This window comes from Streptomyces sp. NPDC001714, from assembly GCF_042892755.1.
Taxonomy (GTDB): Bacteria; Actinomycetota; Actinomycetes; order Streptomycetales; family Streptomycetaceae; genus Streptomyces.
Genome location: NZ_JBIAUL010000004.1, coordinates 417,578 through 432,508 on the forward strand (window position 1 = coordinate 417,578; position 14,931 = coordinate 432,508).

Genomic DNA, 14,931 nt, shown 5'->3' on the forward strand with positions numbered 1-14,931 from the left:
CGGGAGAGTCTGGAGCACAACCGTCATGGTCGATGTGAACGTGGAGCCCTTCGAGACCGAGGTCCGCACCCGCGCCGGAGATCTCGTCCGCGCCGACGTCTACCTTCCCGCCGACAGCGAGGGGCCGTTCCCGGTCGTCCTCGGCGCCTCCCCCTACCAGAAGGCGCTGCGGCACCTGCCGCCGCACCCCGTGTTCCCGTTCATCGAGTACGGCCCCATCCAGCTCTACCTCGACCACGGCTACGCCTACGTCGCCATGGACGTGCCCGGCACCGGCCGCTCCGAGGGCACCTGGGACCCGGTGTCGCGCGGTGAGGGCGAGGCCATCCACGACATGATCGAGCACGTCGCGGCCGAGGCATGGTCCACCGGCGCGATCGGCATGATCGGCATGTCCCACTACTGCTGGAGCCAGTGGAACGCCGCCCGCACCCGCCCGCCGCACCTGCGGACGATCGTTGCGTACGACGGCGCCACCGACACGTACCGCGACTGGATGTACCAAGGCGGCATACCGGTCCAGGGTTTCCTGAGCACCTGGCTCTTCGGCTCGGTGCTGGTCCAGCACCAGATCGCCGGCATCGACGTCCACATCGGCGACAAGCAGGACTTCGTCTACGACGTCCTCTCCCAGCCCCTGGACGACGAGTGGCAGCGTCGCCGCTCACCGTCCGGGAAGGTCTACGAACTCCACATCGAGATGCTGCCGCTGTCGTTCCTCGCCCGTGCGGGCGACCGCATCCGGCTGGAGATCACCAACCAGGACTCACTGATCACCGACGCCCCCATGACCCACTTCTACGGCCAGAAAGCCGGGACCGACACCTACCACCACGACCGGTCGCACCCCTCGGCGCTGTACCTGCACGAACGCCCGCGCCCCCGGTAGGGCCGTACCGGGGGGGGGCACCGCCAGGCCTCCCCGGCCCTCCCCGGCTTTACCCAGAAGTGAGAAGAAGGTCCTGTCCGGGCAGGGAATTCGAACGATGATGACCGCATGGCATCGACGAACCACTTCGGCGTCGCCCTGCGAGGCTGGCGGGAGCGCCTTTCGCCCCTGGCGAGCGGACTGGAGACCGACGCCGCCCGGCGCATTCCCGGTCTGCGTCGCGAGGAACTGGCCCGGCTGGCCGGTCTGTCGGTCGACTACGTGGTGCGGCTCGAACAGGGCCGCGCCCGCAATCCCTCCGCCCAGGTCGTCACCGCCCTGGCCAGGGCCCTGCGGCTGGACACATCCGAGCGCGACCACCTGTTCCGCTGCGCCAGTCTCGCGCCGCCCGCCGGCGGCGGTGTACCGCTGCACGTGCCGCCGAGGGTGCATCGGCTCGTCCGGCAGCTGAGCGATGCGCCGGTCGCGGTCTACGCCGCCGACTGGACGCTGGTCAGCTGGAACCGGATGTGGACCACCACCGTCGGCGACCCCCGTACCTACGGCTGGGACCAGGGCAATCTCGTCGCCGGGATGTTCCGTTCCAGCGGCGGTCACCGGGTCGATTCCATCGCCGCCTGGCCGATACGGTCCTGGGCGGGCGACGAGGCCGAGGAGGAGTCCCTCGTCGCCGACCTGCGAGTCACGGCAGCGGTCTACCCCCACGACGCCCGTCTCACCGCACTCGTCGACCGGCTGCTGCACACCAGCTCCCGCTTCGCCCGCCTGTGGTCCAACGGGACCGCAGGCCTCCACGGCGGCGACCGCAAGACCATCGAGCACCGCCTGGTCGGTGACCTGGCCCTCGACCTCGACGTCCTCATGGTCCCCGGCTCCGACCTCCGTATCGTCACCTACTCGGCCGACAACGGAACCGACGACGCCGAGAAGCTGGACAGCCTGCGCGGTCTGTGCCCCGCTGCAACTCTCACCGGGAAGCCCGAGCGGGCCTGACGGACGGCACACCGTCCTCCTTTCGGCCCTGGCCCGGGGAGGGCACAACCGGCGGTCAGCCCCGGCTCGGCGAGTTCGGCGCGGAGTCCCTCGCGACCCCGATGACCGCGGCCCTGGTGGTCCGGCCACGCAGACGGCCGCCCGGACTGACTCCGGCCGGCGTCGGCCCTCGGGGTAGCCGCCCGGACGGCGAACGACAACCGCGATCACCTCCTCTGCCGCAGGTCAGGAAGGTTGAAGCTCTCCCGAGTGCTCTCGGACTCCGAAACCGCGCGCAGCGGATTCAGTCCGTTCAGGCAAAGTTGACGATCCGACAGGACATATTGAACGTTTTCGCAGGTCAGAGGCCTGCACTGGTGGGGCGGGTGGGACTCGAACCCACGGCCGACGGATTATGAGTCCGCTGCTCTAACCGGCTGAGCTACCGCCCCATAGCGGCGTGTCGCGTACAAGTGTGCGCGCCGTCTGCCGCAGCATAGCCGCTCATACGATCTCCTGCTTCGGCTGGTCGGCGAACTGCGACGTTCACGACCTTGAGGACATCGGTGCAGGCCCAGCGGTTCCCGCGGACGCGCAACGCACATGAAAAAGGACCCCCGCAGGGGTCCTCGTTCAGCATGCTCCCCCGACTGGACTCGAACCAGTAACCTGCCGGTTAACAGCCGGCTGCTCTGCCAATTGAGCTACGGAGGACCGAGCTCCCCCGACTGGACTCGAACCAGTAACCTGCCGGTTAACAGCCGGCTGCTCTGCCAATTGAGCTACGGAGGAATGCCTCGTTGCATCGAACGTACCTCCCTGGGTATTCGCCAGGGGGCGCCCGCTCGCTGCGACACATACATTAGCGCAAGCAGGGGGGTGCTCCGCCAATCGGTACTCCCCCACGTCGGAAGGGTGGCCGCCATGCGTTACAAGCTCACGTTCGTCGTCGGGCTCGCTCTGGGTTACGTGCTCGGCACGCGGGCCGGACGCGAGCGCTACGAACAGCTGAAGAAGTCGGCCCGCCAGGTCGCCCAGAACCCGGCCGTCCGCAACACCGCCGAGACCGCCGCCCAGCAGGGCCGCGTCTACGCCGGCCGGGCCTTCCACACGGTGAGCGAGAAGGTCGGCGACCGCATGCCCGACTCGGTCGCCGCCCGGGTCCGCTCCCTGCGCGAACGCAACACGAACGGCGCAGCCGGGGACGACTGGGGCACCAGCAACACCTGACAGCACTGTCCGGCGCCGGCCTGGCTTCCCCGCCCAAGGGGCGCGGGACCATGTCCGAATATGCGCTCCGCCGGGTGGGCGCGACCAGCCCCAACGCGCCCGCACCCGCGGATCCACGCGAACCCCTGCGGCGCCCACGGCCGAACCACGGCGGAGCGTGCGGCAGAATTTCGGTCATGGGGATAGTCGCCGGGTTGGACAGCTCACCGGATTTCACTCGCATCGTGGTCTGCGACACGGACACGGGTGCGGTGCTCCGCCAGGGATACGCACCGCACCCGGTCGACACGCCGGACGGCGCGGCGCGCCCCAGTGACGTCGACCCGCAGGCCTGGCTGCTCTCCCTCGGCGAGGCCGCCGGGGGCGGGCTCCTGGAGGGCGTGCAGGCCATCGGCGTCTCCGCCCAGCAGAACGCGCTGGTCCCGCTGGACGCCCAGGGCAACACCGTCCGGCCCGCGATGGTCGGCGGCGACAAGCGCGCCCAGGTCGCGGCCGCCGATCTCATCGACGCGCTGGGCGGCCGGGAGGCCTGGGCGCAGGCGGTGGGGTGCGTGCCGCAGGCCGCGCAACCCGTCACCAAGCTGCGCTGGCTGGCCAAGACCGAACCGGAGAACGCCCGCCGGACCGCCGTACTGTTGCAGGCCCACGACTGGCTGGTGTGGCAGCTGCTCGGTCGGCCGGTCAGGAGGACCACCGATCGCGGCGGGGCCTCCGGCACCGGGTACTGGTCGGCCGCCACCGGCGGCTACCGGCCCGACCTCGTCGAACTCGCCCTGGGGCACCAGGCGATGCTGCCCGAGGTGATCGGCCCGTCCGACGCGGCCGGTACCACCCCGGAGGGGCTGCTGATCTCCGCGGGGACCGGCGAGACCATGGCCGCCGCCTTCGGGCTGGGGCTCGGGTTCGGGGACGCCGTGGTGTCGCTCGGCGCCTCGGGGTCGGTGATGGCCGTGCACACCGAGGCGCTCGCCGACACCTCCGGGATGATCACCTCGCTCGCCGACGCCACCGGCATGCACCTGCCGGTCGTCACCACGCTCAACGCCGTACGGGCCCTGCGCGGCACCGCCGAACTGCTCGGTCTTGCCGATCTGGAGGCCCTCTCCGACCTGGCGATGAAGTCCACGCCCGGGTCGCACGGGCTGGTCATGCTGCCCTACCTGGAGGGTGAGCGGACGCCGAACCTGCCGCACACCGCCGGGACGCTGGCCGGGCTGCGCCGGGAGTCGATGAAGGCCGAGCATCTCGCACGGGCCGCCTTCGAGGGCATGCTCTGCGGTCTCGCCGACGCGCTGGACGTGCTGCGCGGCCGGGGTGCGGAGGTGCGGCGGATCTTCCTGCTGGGACAGGCCGCCGAGCTGCCGGCCGTACAGGCGGCGGCGCCGATGCTGTTCGGCGCGCAGGTCGTCGTACCGCAGCCGGCCGACTACGCGGCGATCGGGGCCGCGCGGCAGGCGGCCTGGGCGCTCGGGGTCTCGCAGGGGACGCTGGACCCGCGCACCCCGCCGGTGTGGCAGGGCGCGGCGGCGCAGGTGCTGGAGCCGGGTGACGAGCTGGCCGTCGGGCAGGCGGTGCGGCAGCAGTTCATCTCGGTGCGGGAGCAGGCCCATCCGGGGGCGTTCCGGTCGTAAACGTCGCGAAACGTACGGCGGCGTATGTCCGCCGTCGGGTTAATCGGTTGAGGTAACACGGGTGGAGTGTCGGACGATAGGGGCCTAGGGCAAACACCCCGCCCTTCGGGCAGGCGACCCCGCCCACCCCACCGCCGACTCCGAGAGACGTAGCGTGCTCATACGACTTCTGCGGACCTATCTCAGGCCCTACCGGAAACCCATCTCCATCCTGGTGCTGCTGCAGTTCCTGCAGACCTGCGCCACTCTCTACCTGCCCACGCTCAACGCGCACATCATCGACAACGGCGTCGTGAAGGGTGACACGGATTACATCCTGTCCTTCGGCGCCCTGATGATCGGCATCTCGCTCGCTCAGGTGGTGTGCAACGTCGGTGCCGTCTACTACGGCGCCAGGACCGCGTCCGCCCTCGGCCGGGACGTGCGTGCCGCCGTCTTCGACCGGGTGCAGTCCTTCTCCGCACGTGAGGTGGGTCACTTCGGGGCGCCCTCGCTCATCACCCGTACGACCAACGACGTACAGCAGGTCCAGATGCTGGTCCTGATGGCGTTCACCCTGATGGCGTCGGCGCCCATCATGTGTGTCGGCGGCATCGTGCTCGCCCTCGGCCTGGACGTTCCGCTGTCCGGGGTGCTGGTCGCCGTCGTACCCGTGCTCGGCATCTCGGTGACCCTGATCGTGCGGCGGCTGCGCCCGCTGTTCCGGGCGATGCAGGTACGGCTCGACACGGTGAACCGGGTGCTGCGCGAGCAGATCACCGGCAACCGGGTGATCCGCGCGTTCGTCCGCGACGAGTACGAGCAGGGCCGGTTCGGCAAGGCCAACAAGGACCTGACCGAGATGCAGCTGGCCACCGGCAACATGCTCGCGCTGATGTTCCCGATCGTCATGACGACGGTGAACGTCTCTTCCATCGCCGTGGTCTGGTTCGGTGCTCATCGCATCGACAGCGGCGGGATGGCCATCGGTGACCTGACGGCCTTCCTCGCCTACCTCATGCAGATCGTGATGTCCGTGATGATGGCCACCTTCATGTTCATGATGGTGCCGCGCGCGGAGGTCTGCGCCGAGCGCATCGAGGAGGTCCTGGACACCGAGTCCAGCGTCGTCCCGCCGCTCGCGCCGGTCACCGAGCTGCGCCGGCACGGCCACCTGGAGATCAGGGGCGCCGGATTCCGCTACCCGGGTGCCGAGGAACCGGTGCTCAAGGCCGTCGACCTGGTCGCCCGGCCCGGCGAGGTGACCGCGGTCATCGGCTCCACCGGCAGCGGAAAGTCCACCCTGCTCGGGCTGGTCGCACGCCTCTTCGACGCCACGGACGGTCAGGTCCTCGTGGACGGCGAGGACGTCTCGGGCCTCGACCCGAAGCTGCTCGCGCAGACGGTCGGCATGGTCCCGCAGAAGCCGTACCTGTTCGCCGGCACCGTGGCGACCAACCTGCGCTACGGCAACCCGGACGCCACCGACGAGGAGCTGTGGCAGGCGCTGGAGGTGGCGCAGGCCAAGGGCTTCGTCTCCAAGCTGGAGGGCGGGCTGAACGCGCCCATCGCCCAGGGCGGTACGAACGTCTCCGGCGGCCAGCGTCAGCGCCTCGCCATCGCCCGGACGCTCGTGCAGCGCCCGGAGATCTACCTCTTCGACGACTCCTTCTCCGCCCTCGACTACGCGACCGACGCCGCCCTGCGCGCCGCGCTCGCCCAGGAGACGGCCGAGGCGACCGTCGTCATCGTCGCCCAGCGGGTGGCGACCATCAGAGACGCCGACCGGATCGTCGTCCTCGACGAGGGACGCGTCGTCGGCACCGGCCGCCACCACGAACTCATGGCCGGCAACGAGACCTACCGGGAGATCGTGCTCTCCCAGCTCACGGAAGCGGAGGCTGCCTGATGGCCGGGCCCATGGGACGCATGATGGCCGGGGGCGGCCCCGACCAGCGCTCGATGGACTTCAAGAACTCGGGCAAACGGCTCCTCGCCCGGTTCAAACCCGAACAGCTCACCATCTACCTGCTGCTGTTCTGCGTCGTCGCGAGCGTCGCCCTCAACGTGATCGGCCCCAAGATCCTCGGCAGGGCCACCGACCTGGTCTTCGCCGGTGTCATCGGCAAGCAGATGCCCGCCGGGACCACCAAGGAGCAAGTCCTCCAGGGCATGCACGACCGCGGCCAGGACACGGTCGCCGACATGCTCAAGAGCACCGACTTCACCCCGGGCAAGGGCATCGACTTCGACCAGGTCGGCAACGTCCTGCTGTTCGCGCTCTGTACCTACGTCGTCGCCGGCCTGCTGATGGCGGTGGCGACCCGGCTGGTCAACCGGTCCGTCAACCGGACGATGTACCGGCTGCGCGAGGACGTCCAGGCGAAGCTGTCCCGCCTGCCGCTCTCCTACTTCGACAAGCGGCAGCGCGGCGAGGTCCTCTCCCGCGCCACCAACGACATCGACAACATCGGCCAGACGCTCCAGCAGTCGATGGGCCAGCTCATCAACTCGCTGCTCACCATCATCGGCGTCCTCGCGGTGATGTTCTGGGTGTCCTGGATCCTGGCGCTGGTGGCCCTGGTCACCGTGCCGCTGTCCTTCCTGGTCGCGACCCGCATCGGCAAGCGCTCGCAGCCGCACTTCGTGCAGCAGTGGCGCTCCACCGGCAAGCTGAACGCCCACGTCGAGGAGATGTACACCGGGCACACCCTGGTGAAGGTGTTCGGCCGGCAGGAGGAGTCGGCGCAGCAGTTCGCCGAGCAGAACGAGGCGCTGTACGAGGCCGGGTTCAAGGCGCAGTTCAACAGCGGTGTGATGCAGCCGCTGATGATGTTCGTGTCGAACCTGAACTACGTGCTGGTGGCGGTCGTCGGCGGCCTGCGGGTCGCGTCGGGCGCGCTCTCCATCGGCGACGTCCAGGCCTTCATCCAGTACTCCCGGCAGTTCTCGATGCCGCTGACCCAGGTCGCCTCCATGGCCAACCTGGTGCAGTCCGGTGTCGCCTCCGCCGAGCGGATCTTCGAACTCCTCGACGCGGAGGAGCAGGAGGCCGACCCGGTCCCCGGCGAGCGCCCCGCCGAACTGCGCGGCCGGGTCGCCCTGGAGCACGTCTCCTTCCGGTACGACCCGGAGAAGCCGCTGATCGAGGACCTCTCCCTGACGGTGGAACCGGGCCACACGGTCGCGATCGTCGGTCCGACCGGCGCCGGCAAGACCACGCTGGTCAACCTCCTCATGCGGTTCTACGACGTCTCCGGCGGCCGGATCACCCTCGACGGCGTCGACATCACCCACATGTCCCGGGACGAACTCCGCGCCGGCATCGGCATGGTGCTCCAGGACACCTGGCTGTTCGGGGGCTCCATCGCGGAGAACATCGCGTACGGCGCCGCGCGCGAGGTCACCCGCGGCGAGATCGAGGAGGCGGCGCGGGCGGCCCACGCGGACCGGTTCGTCCGTACGCTCCCCGACGGCTACGACACGGTCATCGACGACGAGGGCACGGGCGTCAGCGCCGGTGAGAAGCAGCTCATCACCATCGCGCGCGCCTTCCTGTCCGACCCGACGATCCTCGTCCTCGACGAGGCGACGTCGTCGGTCGACACGCGCACGGAGGTCCTGATCCAGAAGGCGATGGCCAAACTGGCGGACGGCCGGACGTCGTTCGTCATCGCCCACCGGCTGTCGACGATCCGGGACGCGGACACCATCCTGGTGATGGAGAACGGCTCGATCGTGGAACAGGGCGCGCATGCCGAGCTGCTGGCCGCGGACGGGGCGTACGCCCGGCTGTACAAGGCGCAGTTCGCGCAGGCGGTGGCCGAGGTCGACTGAGTCCGGCACCGGCCGCTGGGGGCTGGGCACGGGTGGGGACGCTCACCGGCGCTTGCCGGGTGCCGCTGCGCCCACCCGTGCCGCCCTGGGGGCACCTCCCAGGCCCTTAAGGCACTGGGGGAGGCACGACTGCCCGCAGCTAGGTCTTTGTCTTTTAGGGGCGCGGGGAACTGCGCGACCAGCCCCCACGCACCCGCACCCGGCGTCAGTCCAGGTAACCCCTCAGCTGATCCGCAAAGGCGTGGTCCCGCAGCTTGTTCAAGGTCTTCGACTCGATCTGCCGGATCCGCTCCCGCGTCACGCCGAAGATCCGGCCTATCTCCTCCAGCGTCCGAGGACGGCCGTCGGCCAAGCCGTACCGCAGCTGGACCACCTTCCGCTCCCGCTCCCCGAGCGTCGACAGCACCGCCTCCAGGTGCTCCCGCAGCAGCAGGAACGCCGCCGACTCGACCGGGCTCGCCGCGTCGCCGTCCTCGATGAGGTCACCGAGGGCGACGTCGTCCTCCTCGCCCACCGGCGCGTGCAGGGACACCGGCTCCTGCGCCAGCCGCAGCACCTCGCCCACCCGCTCCGGCGCCAGATCCAGGTGCGCGGCGACCTCGTCGGGCGTCGGCTCGTAGCCCCGTTCCTGGAGCATCCGGCGCTGGACGCGGACGACCCGGTTGATCAGCTCCACCACGTGCACGGGGACGCGGATGGTGCGTGCCTGGTCGGCGAGGGCGCGGGACATGGCCTGGCGGATCCACCAGGTCGCGTACGTCGAGAACTTGTAGCCGCGGGCGTAGTCGAACTTCTCCACGGCGCGGATCAGGCCGAGGTTGCCCTCCTGTACCAGGTCGAGCATGGTCAGGCCGCGGCCGACGTACCGTTTCGCGACCGACACCACCAGCCGCAGGTTCGCCTCGATGAGGCGGCGCTTGGCCATGCGGCCCATGACGACCAGCCGGTCCAGGTCCAGCGCCAGCTCGCTGTCGAGGTCGGGGGTGCTGCCCAGTTTCTCCTCGGCGAACAGGCCGGCCTCGACGCGGCGGGCGAGTTCGACCTCCTCGGCGGCGGTGAGCAGCGGGATGCGGCCGATCTCGCGCAGGTACTGGCGGAACAGGTCCGAGGAGGGGCCACCGGTGTCGGCGCGGGCGGCGGCCCGCGGCTCGGCGGGCTCGGGCTCGGGCTCCGCGTCGGCCGCGAGTTCCTCCGGGGGCGGGCCCTCCGGTTCGGTCTCGGGGTGCAGCGCGGCCCGGCTCTGCGGCGGTACGCCGGCAGGGCCGCCGGTATCGGCGTCCGGCTCGTCGGTGAGCGTGCTGCTGTCTGTCTGGGTCAGGGTCTGGGTCTGCACGGGGGCGACCTCCAGGATGATCGCTGCCAGGGGGTACGGCAGCGGTACTTCGGGGGCGGAGACGACGGCCTCGCCGCTGTCCGTCCCGTACGCGATGAGTGGAACGGCGGGGGTGTGGGACCCGTCCGGGACGGGCCGGCCGCGCTCCGAGGACTCAGGCACCGCACCCCAGTGTGGGGTAAGACACATCGCCGCCACGAGGGGCGTGCGGTGACTTTTTGCGTCCGGTCCGTGACCGCCCGGTTATCCTGCCGGCCGGCCGGGGCTCAGAGGGCCGCCGGACCCTGCTCGCGCAGTGCCTGCCCGTACTGCTGGAGCACCCACAACTCGTTCTGCACGGAGGCGAGTTCGGCCGGGTCGCCACCGTTGCCGAGGCGGGTGAGGGTGATCTGGATCTCGTGGATACGGCGGTCGACGGCGCGGCGGCGGACGGTCACGAGTTGCTCGCCCGCGTAGTTCTCGTCGACCGTGCGGCGCATGATCGCCTCGACGGCGAGCTCCGTGACCATCGCGCGGACCGCGTCGTCGGCGGCCGCCTCGCGGACGCGGACCAGGTACTCCTGCGGGTCCTGCACCCCGTACGCGGCGCCGCCCGCCTCCATGATGGTCCGGCGCACGGCCGCGTAGGGCTCGGCGGTGAACTCGTCGATGCCGTACGCGTCGAAGGCCGGGGAGACCAGCTCGGGGCGCTGGAGGGCGAGTTTCAGCAGCTCGCGCTCGGTGGCGTAGACGGCGTTGCGGAGGTTGAGGGCGGGTCCGGAGACGGCGGGGCGGGCCGCACCGTTGCCGTACGACGGCTGCTGCGGGGCGCGCGCCGGGCCGCCGGTACCCCGGCCACCGCCGCCGCCCTTCTCGCGGGCCCAACGGGCCAGCTGGGCCACCCGCTTCACCACGAACTGGGTGTCGAGGATGCCGAGCATGCCGGCGAGCTGGACGGCGACCTCGTGCTGGGCGCCGCTGTTCTTGATCCGGGCGACGACCGGCGCCGCCTCGTCGAGGGCGGCCGCGCGGCCCGCGGGGGTGTCCAGGTCGTAGCGGGCGACGATCTGGCGGAGTGCGAACTCGAAGAGCGGGGTGCGGGGTTCGGTCAGGTCGGCGACCGCCTCGTCGCCCTTGGCGAGGCGCAGCTCGCAGGGGTCCATGCCGTCGGGGGCGATGGCGATGTACGTCTCGGCGGCGAACTTCTGGTCGTCCTCGAAGGCGCGCAGGGCCGCCTTCTGCCCGGCCGCGTCGCCGTCGAAGGTGAAGATCACGCGGGCCGAGCCGTTGTCCATCAGCAGGCGCCGCAGGATCTTGATGTGCTCGCCGCCGAAGGCCGTACCGCAGGTGGCGATCGCGGTCGTCACCCCGGCCAGGTGGCAGGCCATGACGTCCGTGTAGCCCTCGACCACGACCGCGCGGCTGGCCTTCGCGATGTGCTGCTTGGCGAGGTCGATGCCGTACAGGACCTGGGACTTCTTGTAGATCGCGGTGTCGGGCGTGTTGAGGTACTTGGGCCCGTTGTCCGCCTCGTAGAGCTTGCGGGCGCCGAAGCCGACGACCTCGCCGCCGATGTCCCGGATGGGCCACATCAGGCGGCCCCGGAAGCGGTCGATGGGCCCGCGCCGCCCTTCCTGCGACAGGCCGGACAGCAGCAGCTCCTTGTCGGTGAAGCCCTGGCCGCGCAGGTAGCGGGTGAGGTGGTCCCAGCCCTGCGGGCTGTAGCCGACGCCGAAGTGGACGGCGGCGGCCTGGTCGAAGCCGCGCTCGGCGAGGAAGACCCGGCCGGTCTCGGCCTCGGGGCTGGTCGCGAGCTGCTCGGCGTACCAGACGGCGGCGATCTTGTGCGCCTCGATCAGGCGGATGCGCTCACCGCGCTGGTGGGACGGGTTGTACCCGCCCTCCTCGTAGCGCAGGGTGATGCCGGCCCGGGCTGCCAGCCGCTCGACCGCCTCCGAGAAGGAGAGGTGGTCGACCTTCATCACGAAGGTGAGGGTGTCGCCGCCCTCCTGGCAGCCGAAGCAGTGGAAGAGTCCCTTGCTCGGGCTGACCTGGAAGGACGGCGACTTCTCGTCGTGGAACGGGCACAGGCCCTTGAGGTTCCCGCCGCCCGCGTTGCGCAGCTGGAGGTACTCGGACACGACGGCGTCGATCGGGACCGCGTCCCGTACCGCCTTCACATCCTCGTCATTGATCCGTCCAGCCACGGGTGAATTCTACGGGGGTGCCGTGACAACTCCGGCGCGCTGGAGCGCCCCTTCAGGGGCGCGGAAAACTGCGCGAGCAGCCACCCACCACCCGCACCCGCGAGACGACAGAACCCCGCAGCCCCTTAGGCGAGCGATTCCAACGGCACGTGAGGATCCGCCAAGGCATCGGTGTCCACGACAGCCCCCGAAGTGATCAGCCGCTGGATCGGCTCTGTGACATCCCACACGTTCACGTTCATCCCGGCCAGCACCCGCCCCTCCTTCACCCAGAACGCGATGAACTCCCGCTTCCCCGCGTCCCCCCGGATCACCACCTGGTCGTACGACCCGGGCGGCGCCCACCCGCTGTACTCCATGCCGAGGTCGTACTGGTCGGTGAAGAAGTAGGGCACCCGGTCGTACGTGACGTCCTGTCCCAGCATCGAGCGGGCCGCCGCCGGGCCGCCGTTCAGCGCGTTGGCCCAGTGCTCCACGCGGAGCCTCGTGTCGAACAGCGCGTGCGGGAAGGCGGCCACGTCGCCGGCCGCGTAGATGTCCGGGTCGGACGTCCGCAGCCGTTCGTCGACCACGATGCCGCCGCCGGACGCCCGGTCGGCCAGCTCGAGCCCGGCCGCCTCGGCCAGCCCGACCCGCGGGGCCGCGCCGATCGCGGCGAGGACGTCGTGCGCCGGGTGCTCCTCGCCGTCGTCGGTGCGCGCGGCGAGCACCATGCCGTCCTGGCCGATGATCTCGGTGAGCCGCACCCCGAAGTGGAAGCGGACCCCGTGCTCCTCGTGCAGCTGGGCGAAGACGTTGCCCAGTTCGGGCCCGAGCACGCTGTGCAGCGGGGTCGGCCCGTGTTCGATGACGGTGACCTCGGCGCCGTACGTCCGGGCCGCCGCCGCGACCTCCAGGCCGATCCAGCCGGCGCCCGCGATGACGAGGTGGCCGTTGTCCCGGCCGAGCGCGGCGAGGACGCCCTTGAGGCGTTCGGCGTGCGCGAGGCGGCGCAGGTGGTGGACGCCGGCCAGGTCGGTGCCGGGGATGTCGAGGCGGCGCGGCTCCGCTCCGGTGGCGAGCAGCAGCTTGTCGTAGCGGACCAGCGTGCCGTCGTCGCCGAACCGGACGGTCTTCGCGGCGCGGTCGATGCGGTCCACGGTCTGGCCGAGGTGCAGTTCGATGTCGTGCTGCGCGTACCAGGCGGGCTCGTGCACGAAGACGCTGTCGCGTTCGGCCTTGCCGAGCAGGTAGCCCTTGGACAGCGGCGGCCGCTCGTAGGGGTGGTCGCGCTCGTCGCAGATCAGTATCACCCGGCCGCTGAAGCCCTCGGCTCGGAGCGTCTCGGCCGCCTTCGCGCCGGCGAGTCCGCCTCCTACGATGACGAAAGTCTGGTCCGCGTCGACCACTTGATGCCTCCTCGTAAGGGTGCCGCCACATATGCCGCCCACATGCGCCGCACTGTGAGCCTCCCGCACGCAGCGTGATGCGGGAAGAGGGAGTGACCCCCGCTTACGCGATCTTGCCCCGATCAGGCCAGAGGGAGTCGCGGAGAGTCACAAAGTGTTCACATACCTCCCGTCAGTCGCGCGTGCAGCGACCGCGCGGAGGCGTCGGTGAGCGACGCGATCTGATCGACGATCACGCGCTTGCGGGCGTGGTCGTCGCCTGCCGCGTCGAACAGCGCCCGGAACTGCGGGTCGAGTCCGTCGGGCGCGCGGTCGGTGAGCGCCTCGGCGAGTTCGGCGACGACGACCCGCTGGTCGGCGCGGAGCCGCTCCTGCTCGGCGCGCTGCATGACGTACCGGTGGGCGATGGCCTTGAGCACCGCGCACTCCATCCTGGCCTCGCGCGGTACGACGAGTTCGGCGCCGTACCTGGTGAGCCGGCCGCCGCCGTACGCCTCGCGGGTGGCGCCCTCCGCGGCCAGGCAGAACCGGCCGATGAGCTGGCTGGTGGCGTCCTTGAGGCGGGCCTGGGCGACCGCGCTGCCGTCGTAGCCGTGCGGCCACCACTCCTCGTCCTGGAGCCGGTCGAGCGCGGCGGCGAGTTCGGCGGGGTCGGTGCCGGCGGGCACGTACAGGCCGACGGCGACGGCGAACACCTCCTGCCGTTCCGGCTCCGCGTGCAGGCAGTCGGGGTCGATGTGACCGGCGTGCAGGCCGTCCTCGACGTCGTGCACGGAGTAGGCGACGTCGTCCGACCAGTCCATCACCTGGGCCTCGAAACAGGTGCGGGTGCCGGGGGCCTCCTTGCGGACCCAGTCGAAGACCGGCCGGTCGTCCTCGTACACACCGAACTTGGGGGACGCCGGGGCGGTGGGGTGCGCGCCGCGCGGCCACGGGTACTTGGTGGCCGCGTCCAGGGCGGCGCGGGTGAGGTTGAGGCCGACGGAGCCCTCGGGGGTGAACCGCTTGGGTTCGATGCGGGTGAGGAGCCGCAGGGACTGGGCGTTGCCCTCGAAGCCGCCGCAGTCGTCCGCGAACTCGTTCAGCGCGTGTTCGCCGTTGTGGCCGAAGGGCGGGTGGCCGAGGTCGTGGGAGAGGCAGGCGGCCTCCACGAGGTCGGGGTCGCAGCCGAGGGCCGCGCCCAGTTCCCGGCCGACCTGGGCGCATTCGAGGGAGTGGGTGAGGCGGGTGCGGGGGCTGGCGTCCCACGCCTGGGCGGAGGTGCCGGGGGTGACGACCTGGGTCTTGCCGGCGAGCCTTCTGAGGGCGGCGGAGTGGAGGATGCGGGCGCGGTCGCGCTGGAAGGCGGTGCGGCCGGGGCGTTTGTCGGGTTCGGGGGCCCAGCGGTCGGCTGACGCCGGGTCGTAGGCCGAAATAGGCGCGGGTGCGGGGGCTGCCATGGTTCGACACTACGGGTTGATGGTGACAAAACGGGGGTTGTGGGGCG

10 protein-coding genes and 3 tRNA genes are annotated in these 14,931 nt (G+C 70.8%); 6 read left to right on the forward strand and 7 right to left on the reverse strand.

Going from position 1 to position 14,931, the window contains the following annotated elements; genetic code table 11:
* Positions 1-25: 25 nt before the first annotated feature.
* Positions 26-889, forward strand: coding sequence for a CocE/NonD family hydrolase (locus ACFY0P_RS13520; RefSeq protein ID WP_388911072.1), 864 nt, complete (start codon positions 26-28; stop codon positions 887-889).
* A gap of 108 nt (positions 890-997) precedes the next feature.
* Entirely contained in the window at positions 998-1,882 is an 885-nt protein-coding gene (locus tag ACFY0P_RS13525) for a helix-turn-helix domain-containing protein (RefSeq protein ID WP_388911075.1), read from the forward strand.
* Positions 1,883-2,236: 354 nt separating this feature from the next.
* Here ACFY0P_RS13525 and ACFY0P_RS13530 read toward each other — a convergent pair.
* The 3 genes from ACFY0P_RS13530 to ACFY0P_RS13540 form a co-directional block, all read right to left on the reverse strand.
* Positions 2,237-2,313, reverse strand: a tRNA-Ile gene (locus ACFY0P_RS13530).
* A 189-nt stretch (positions 2,314-2,502) separates the two neighbouring features.
* Positions 2,503-2,575 (reverse strand) — tRNA-Asn (locus ACFY0P_RS13535).
* Positions 2,576-2,580: 5 nt separating this feature from the next.
* A tRNA-Asn gene (locus tag ACFY0P_RS13540) sits at positions 2,581-2,653 on the reverse strand.
* Between the two features lie 132 nt (positions 2,654-2,785).
* Between ACFY0P_RS13540 and ACFY0P_RS13545 the strand changes: the two genes are divergently transcribed.
* The 4 genes from ACFY0P_RS13545 (at position 2,786) to ACFY0P_RS13560 (ending at position 8,538) form a co-directional block, all read left to right on the forward strand.
* Positions 2,786-3,091, forward strand: a complete 306-nt coding sequence (locus ACFY0P_RS13545; protein WP_388911078.1) for a YtxH domain-containing protein — start codon at positions 2,786-2,788, stop codon at positions 3,089-3,091.
* 176 nt (positions 3,092-3,267) lie between these two features.
* A complete protein-coding gene (locus tag ACFY0P_RS13550) occupies positions 3,268-4,722 on the forward strand; it encodes an FGGY family carbohydrate kinase (RefSeq protein WP_388911082.1) in 1,455 nt (484 codons plus the stop codon).
* A gap of 154 nt (positions 4,723-4,876) precedes the next feature.
* On the forward strand, positions 4,877-6,610 hold the full coding sequence (locus tag ACFY0P_RS13555) for an ABC transporter ATP-binding protein (protein ID WP_388911086.1): 1,734 nt from the start codon (positions 4,877-4,879) through the stop codon (positions 6,608-6,610).
* The gene (locus tag ACFY0P_RS13560; protein ID WP_388911089.1) at positions 6,610-8,538 is read left to right on the forward strand and encodes an ABC transporter ATP-binding protein; all 1,929 of its coding nucleotides are present in this window, start codon (positions 6,610-6,612) and stop codon (positions 8,536-8,538) included. Before ACFY0P_RS13555 ends, ACFY0P_RS13560 begins: the two co-directional genes overlap by 1 nt.
* Before the next feature lie 205 nt (positions 8,539-8,743).
* On the opposite strand, the gene ACFY0P_RS13565 is transcribed toward ACFY0P_RS13560, so the two are convergent.
* The 4 genes from ACFY0P_RS13565 to ACFY0P_RS13580 all read right to left on the reverse strand — a co-directional run bounded on the left by ACFY0P_RS13565 (position 8,744) and on the right by ACFY0P_RS13580 (position 14,884).
* On the reverse strand, positions 8,744-10,033 hold the full coding sequence (locus ACFY0P_RS13565; RefSeq protein WP_388911092.1) for an RNA polymerase sigma factor: 1,290 nt from the start codon (positions 10,031-10,033) through the stop codon (positions 8,744-8,746).
* 104 nt (positions 10,034-10,137) lie between these two features.
* Positions 10,138-12,057, reverse strand: a complete 1,920-nt coding sequence (dnaG, locus tag ACFY0P_RS13570) for a DNA primase (RefSeq protein ID WP_388911095.1) — start codon at positions 12,055-12,057, stop codon at positions 10,138-10,140.
* A gap of 125 nt (positions 12,058-12,182) precedes the next feature.
* Entirely contained in the window at positions 12,183-13,445 is a 1,263-nt protein-coding gene (locus ACFY0P_RS13575) for an NAD(P)/FAD-dependent oxidoreductase (RefSeq protein WP_388911099.1), read from the reverse strand.
* Between the two features lie 158 nt (positions 13,446-13,603).
* On the reverse strand, positions 13,604-14,884 hold the full coding sequence (locus ACFY0P_RS13580; protein WP_388911102.1) for a deoxyguanosinetriphosphate triphosphohydrolase: 1,281 nt from the start codon (positions 14,882-14,884) through the stop codon (positions 13,604-13,606).
* Positions 14,885-14,931: the final 47 nt, after the last annotated feature.

What these genes read in the sequence shown, in the direction of transcription:
- ACFY0P_RS13560 (WP_388911089.1), top strand. Translation starts at nt 6,610, where the DNA reads ATGGCCGGGCCCATGGGACGCATGATGGCCGGGGGCGGCCCCGACCAG.
- ACFY0P_RS13550 (WP_388911082.1), top strand. Translation starts at nt 3,268, where the DNA reads ATGGGGATAGTCGCCGGGTTGGACAGCTCACCGGATTTCACTCGCATC.
- ACFY0P_RS13520 (WP_388911072.1), top strand. Translation starts at nt 26, where the DNA reads ATGGTCGATGTGAACGTGGAGCCCTTCGAGACCGAGGTCCGCACCCGC.
- ACFY0P_RS13545 (WP_388911078.1), top strand. Translation starts at nt 2,786, where the DNA reads ATGCGTTACAAGCTCACGTTCGTCGTCGGGCTCGCTCTGGGTTACGTG.
- ACFY0P_RS13580 (WP_388911102.1), bottom strand. Translation starts at nt 14,884, where the DNA reads ATGGCAGCCCCCGCACCCGCGCCTATTTCGGCCTACGACCCGGCGTCA.
- ACFY0P_RS13525 (WP_388911075.1), top strand. Translation starts at nt 998, where the DNA reads ATGGCATCGACGAACCACTTCGGCGTCGCCCTGCGAGGCTGGCGGGAG.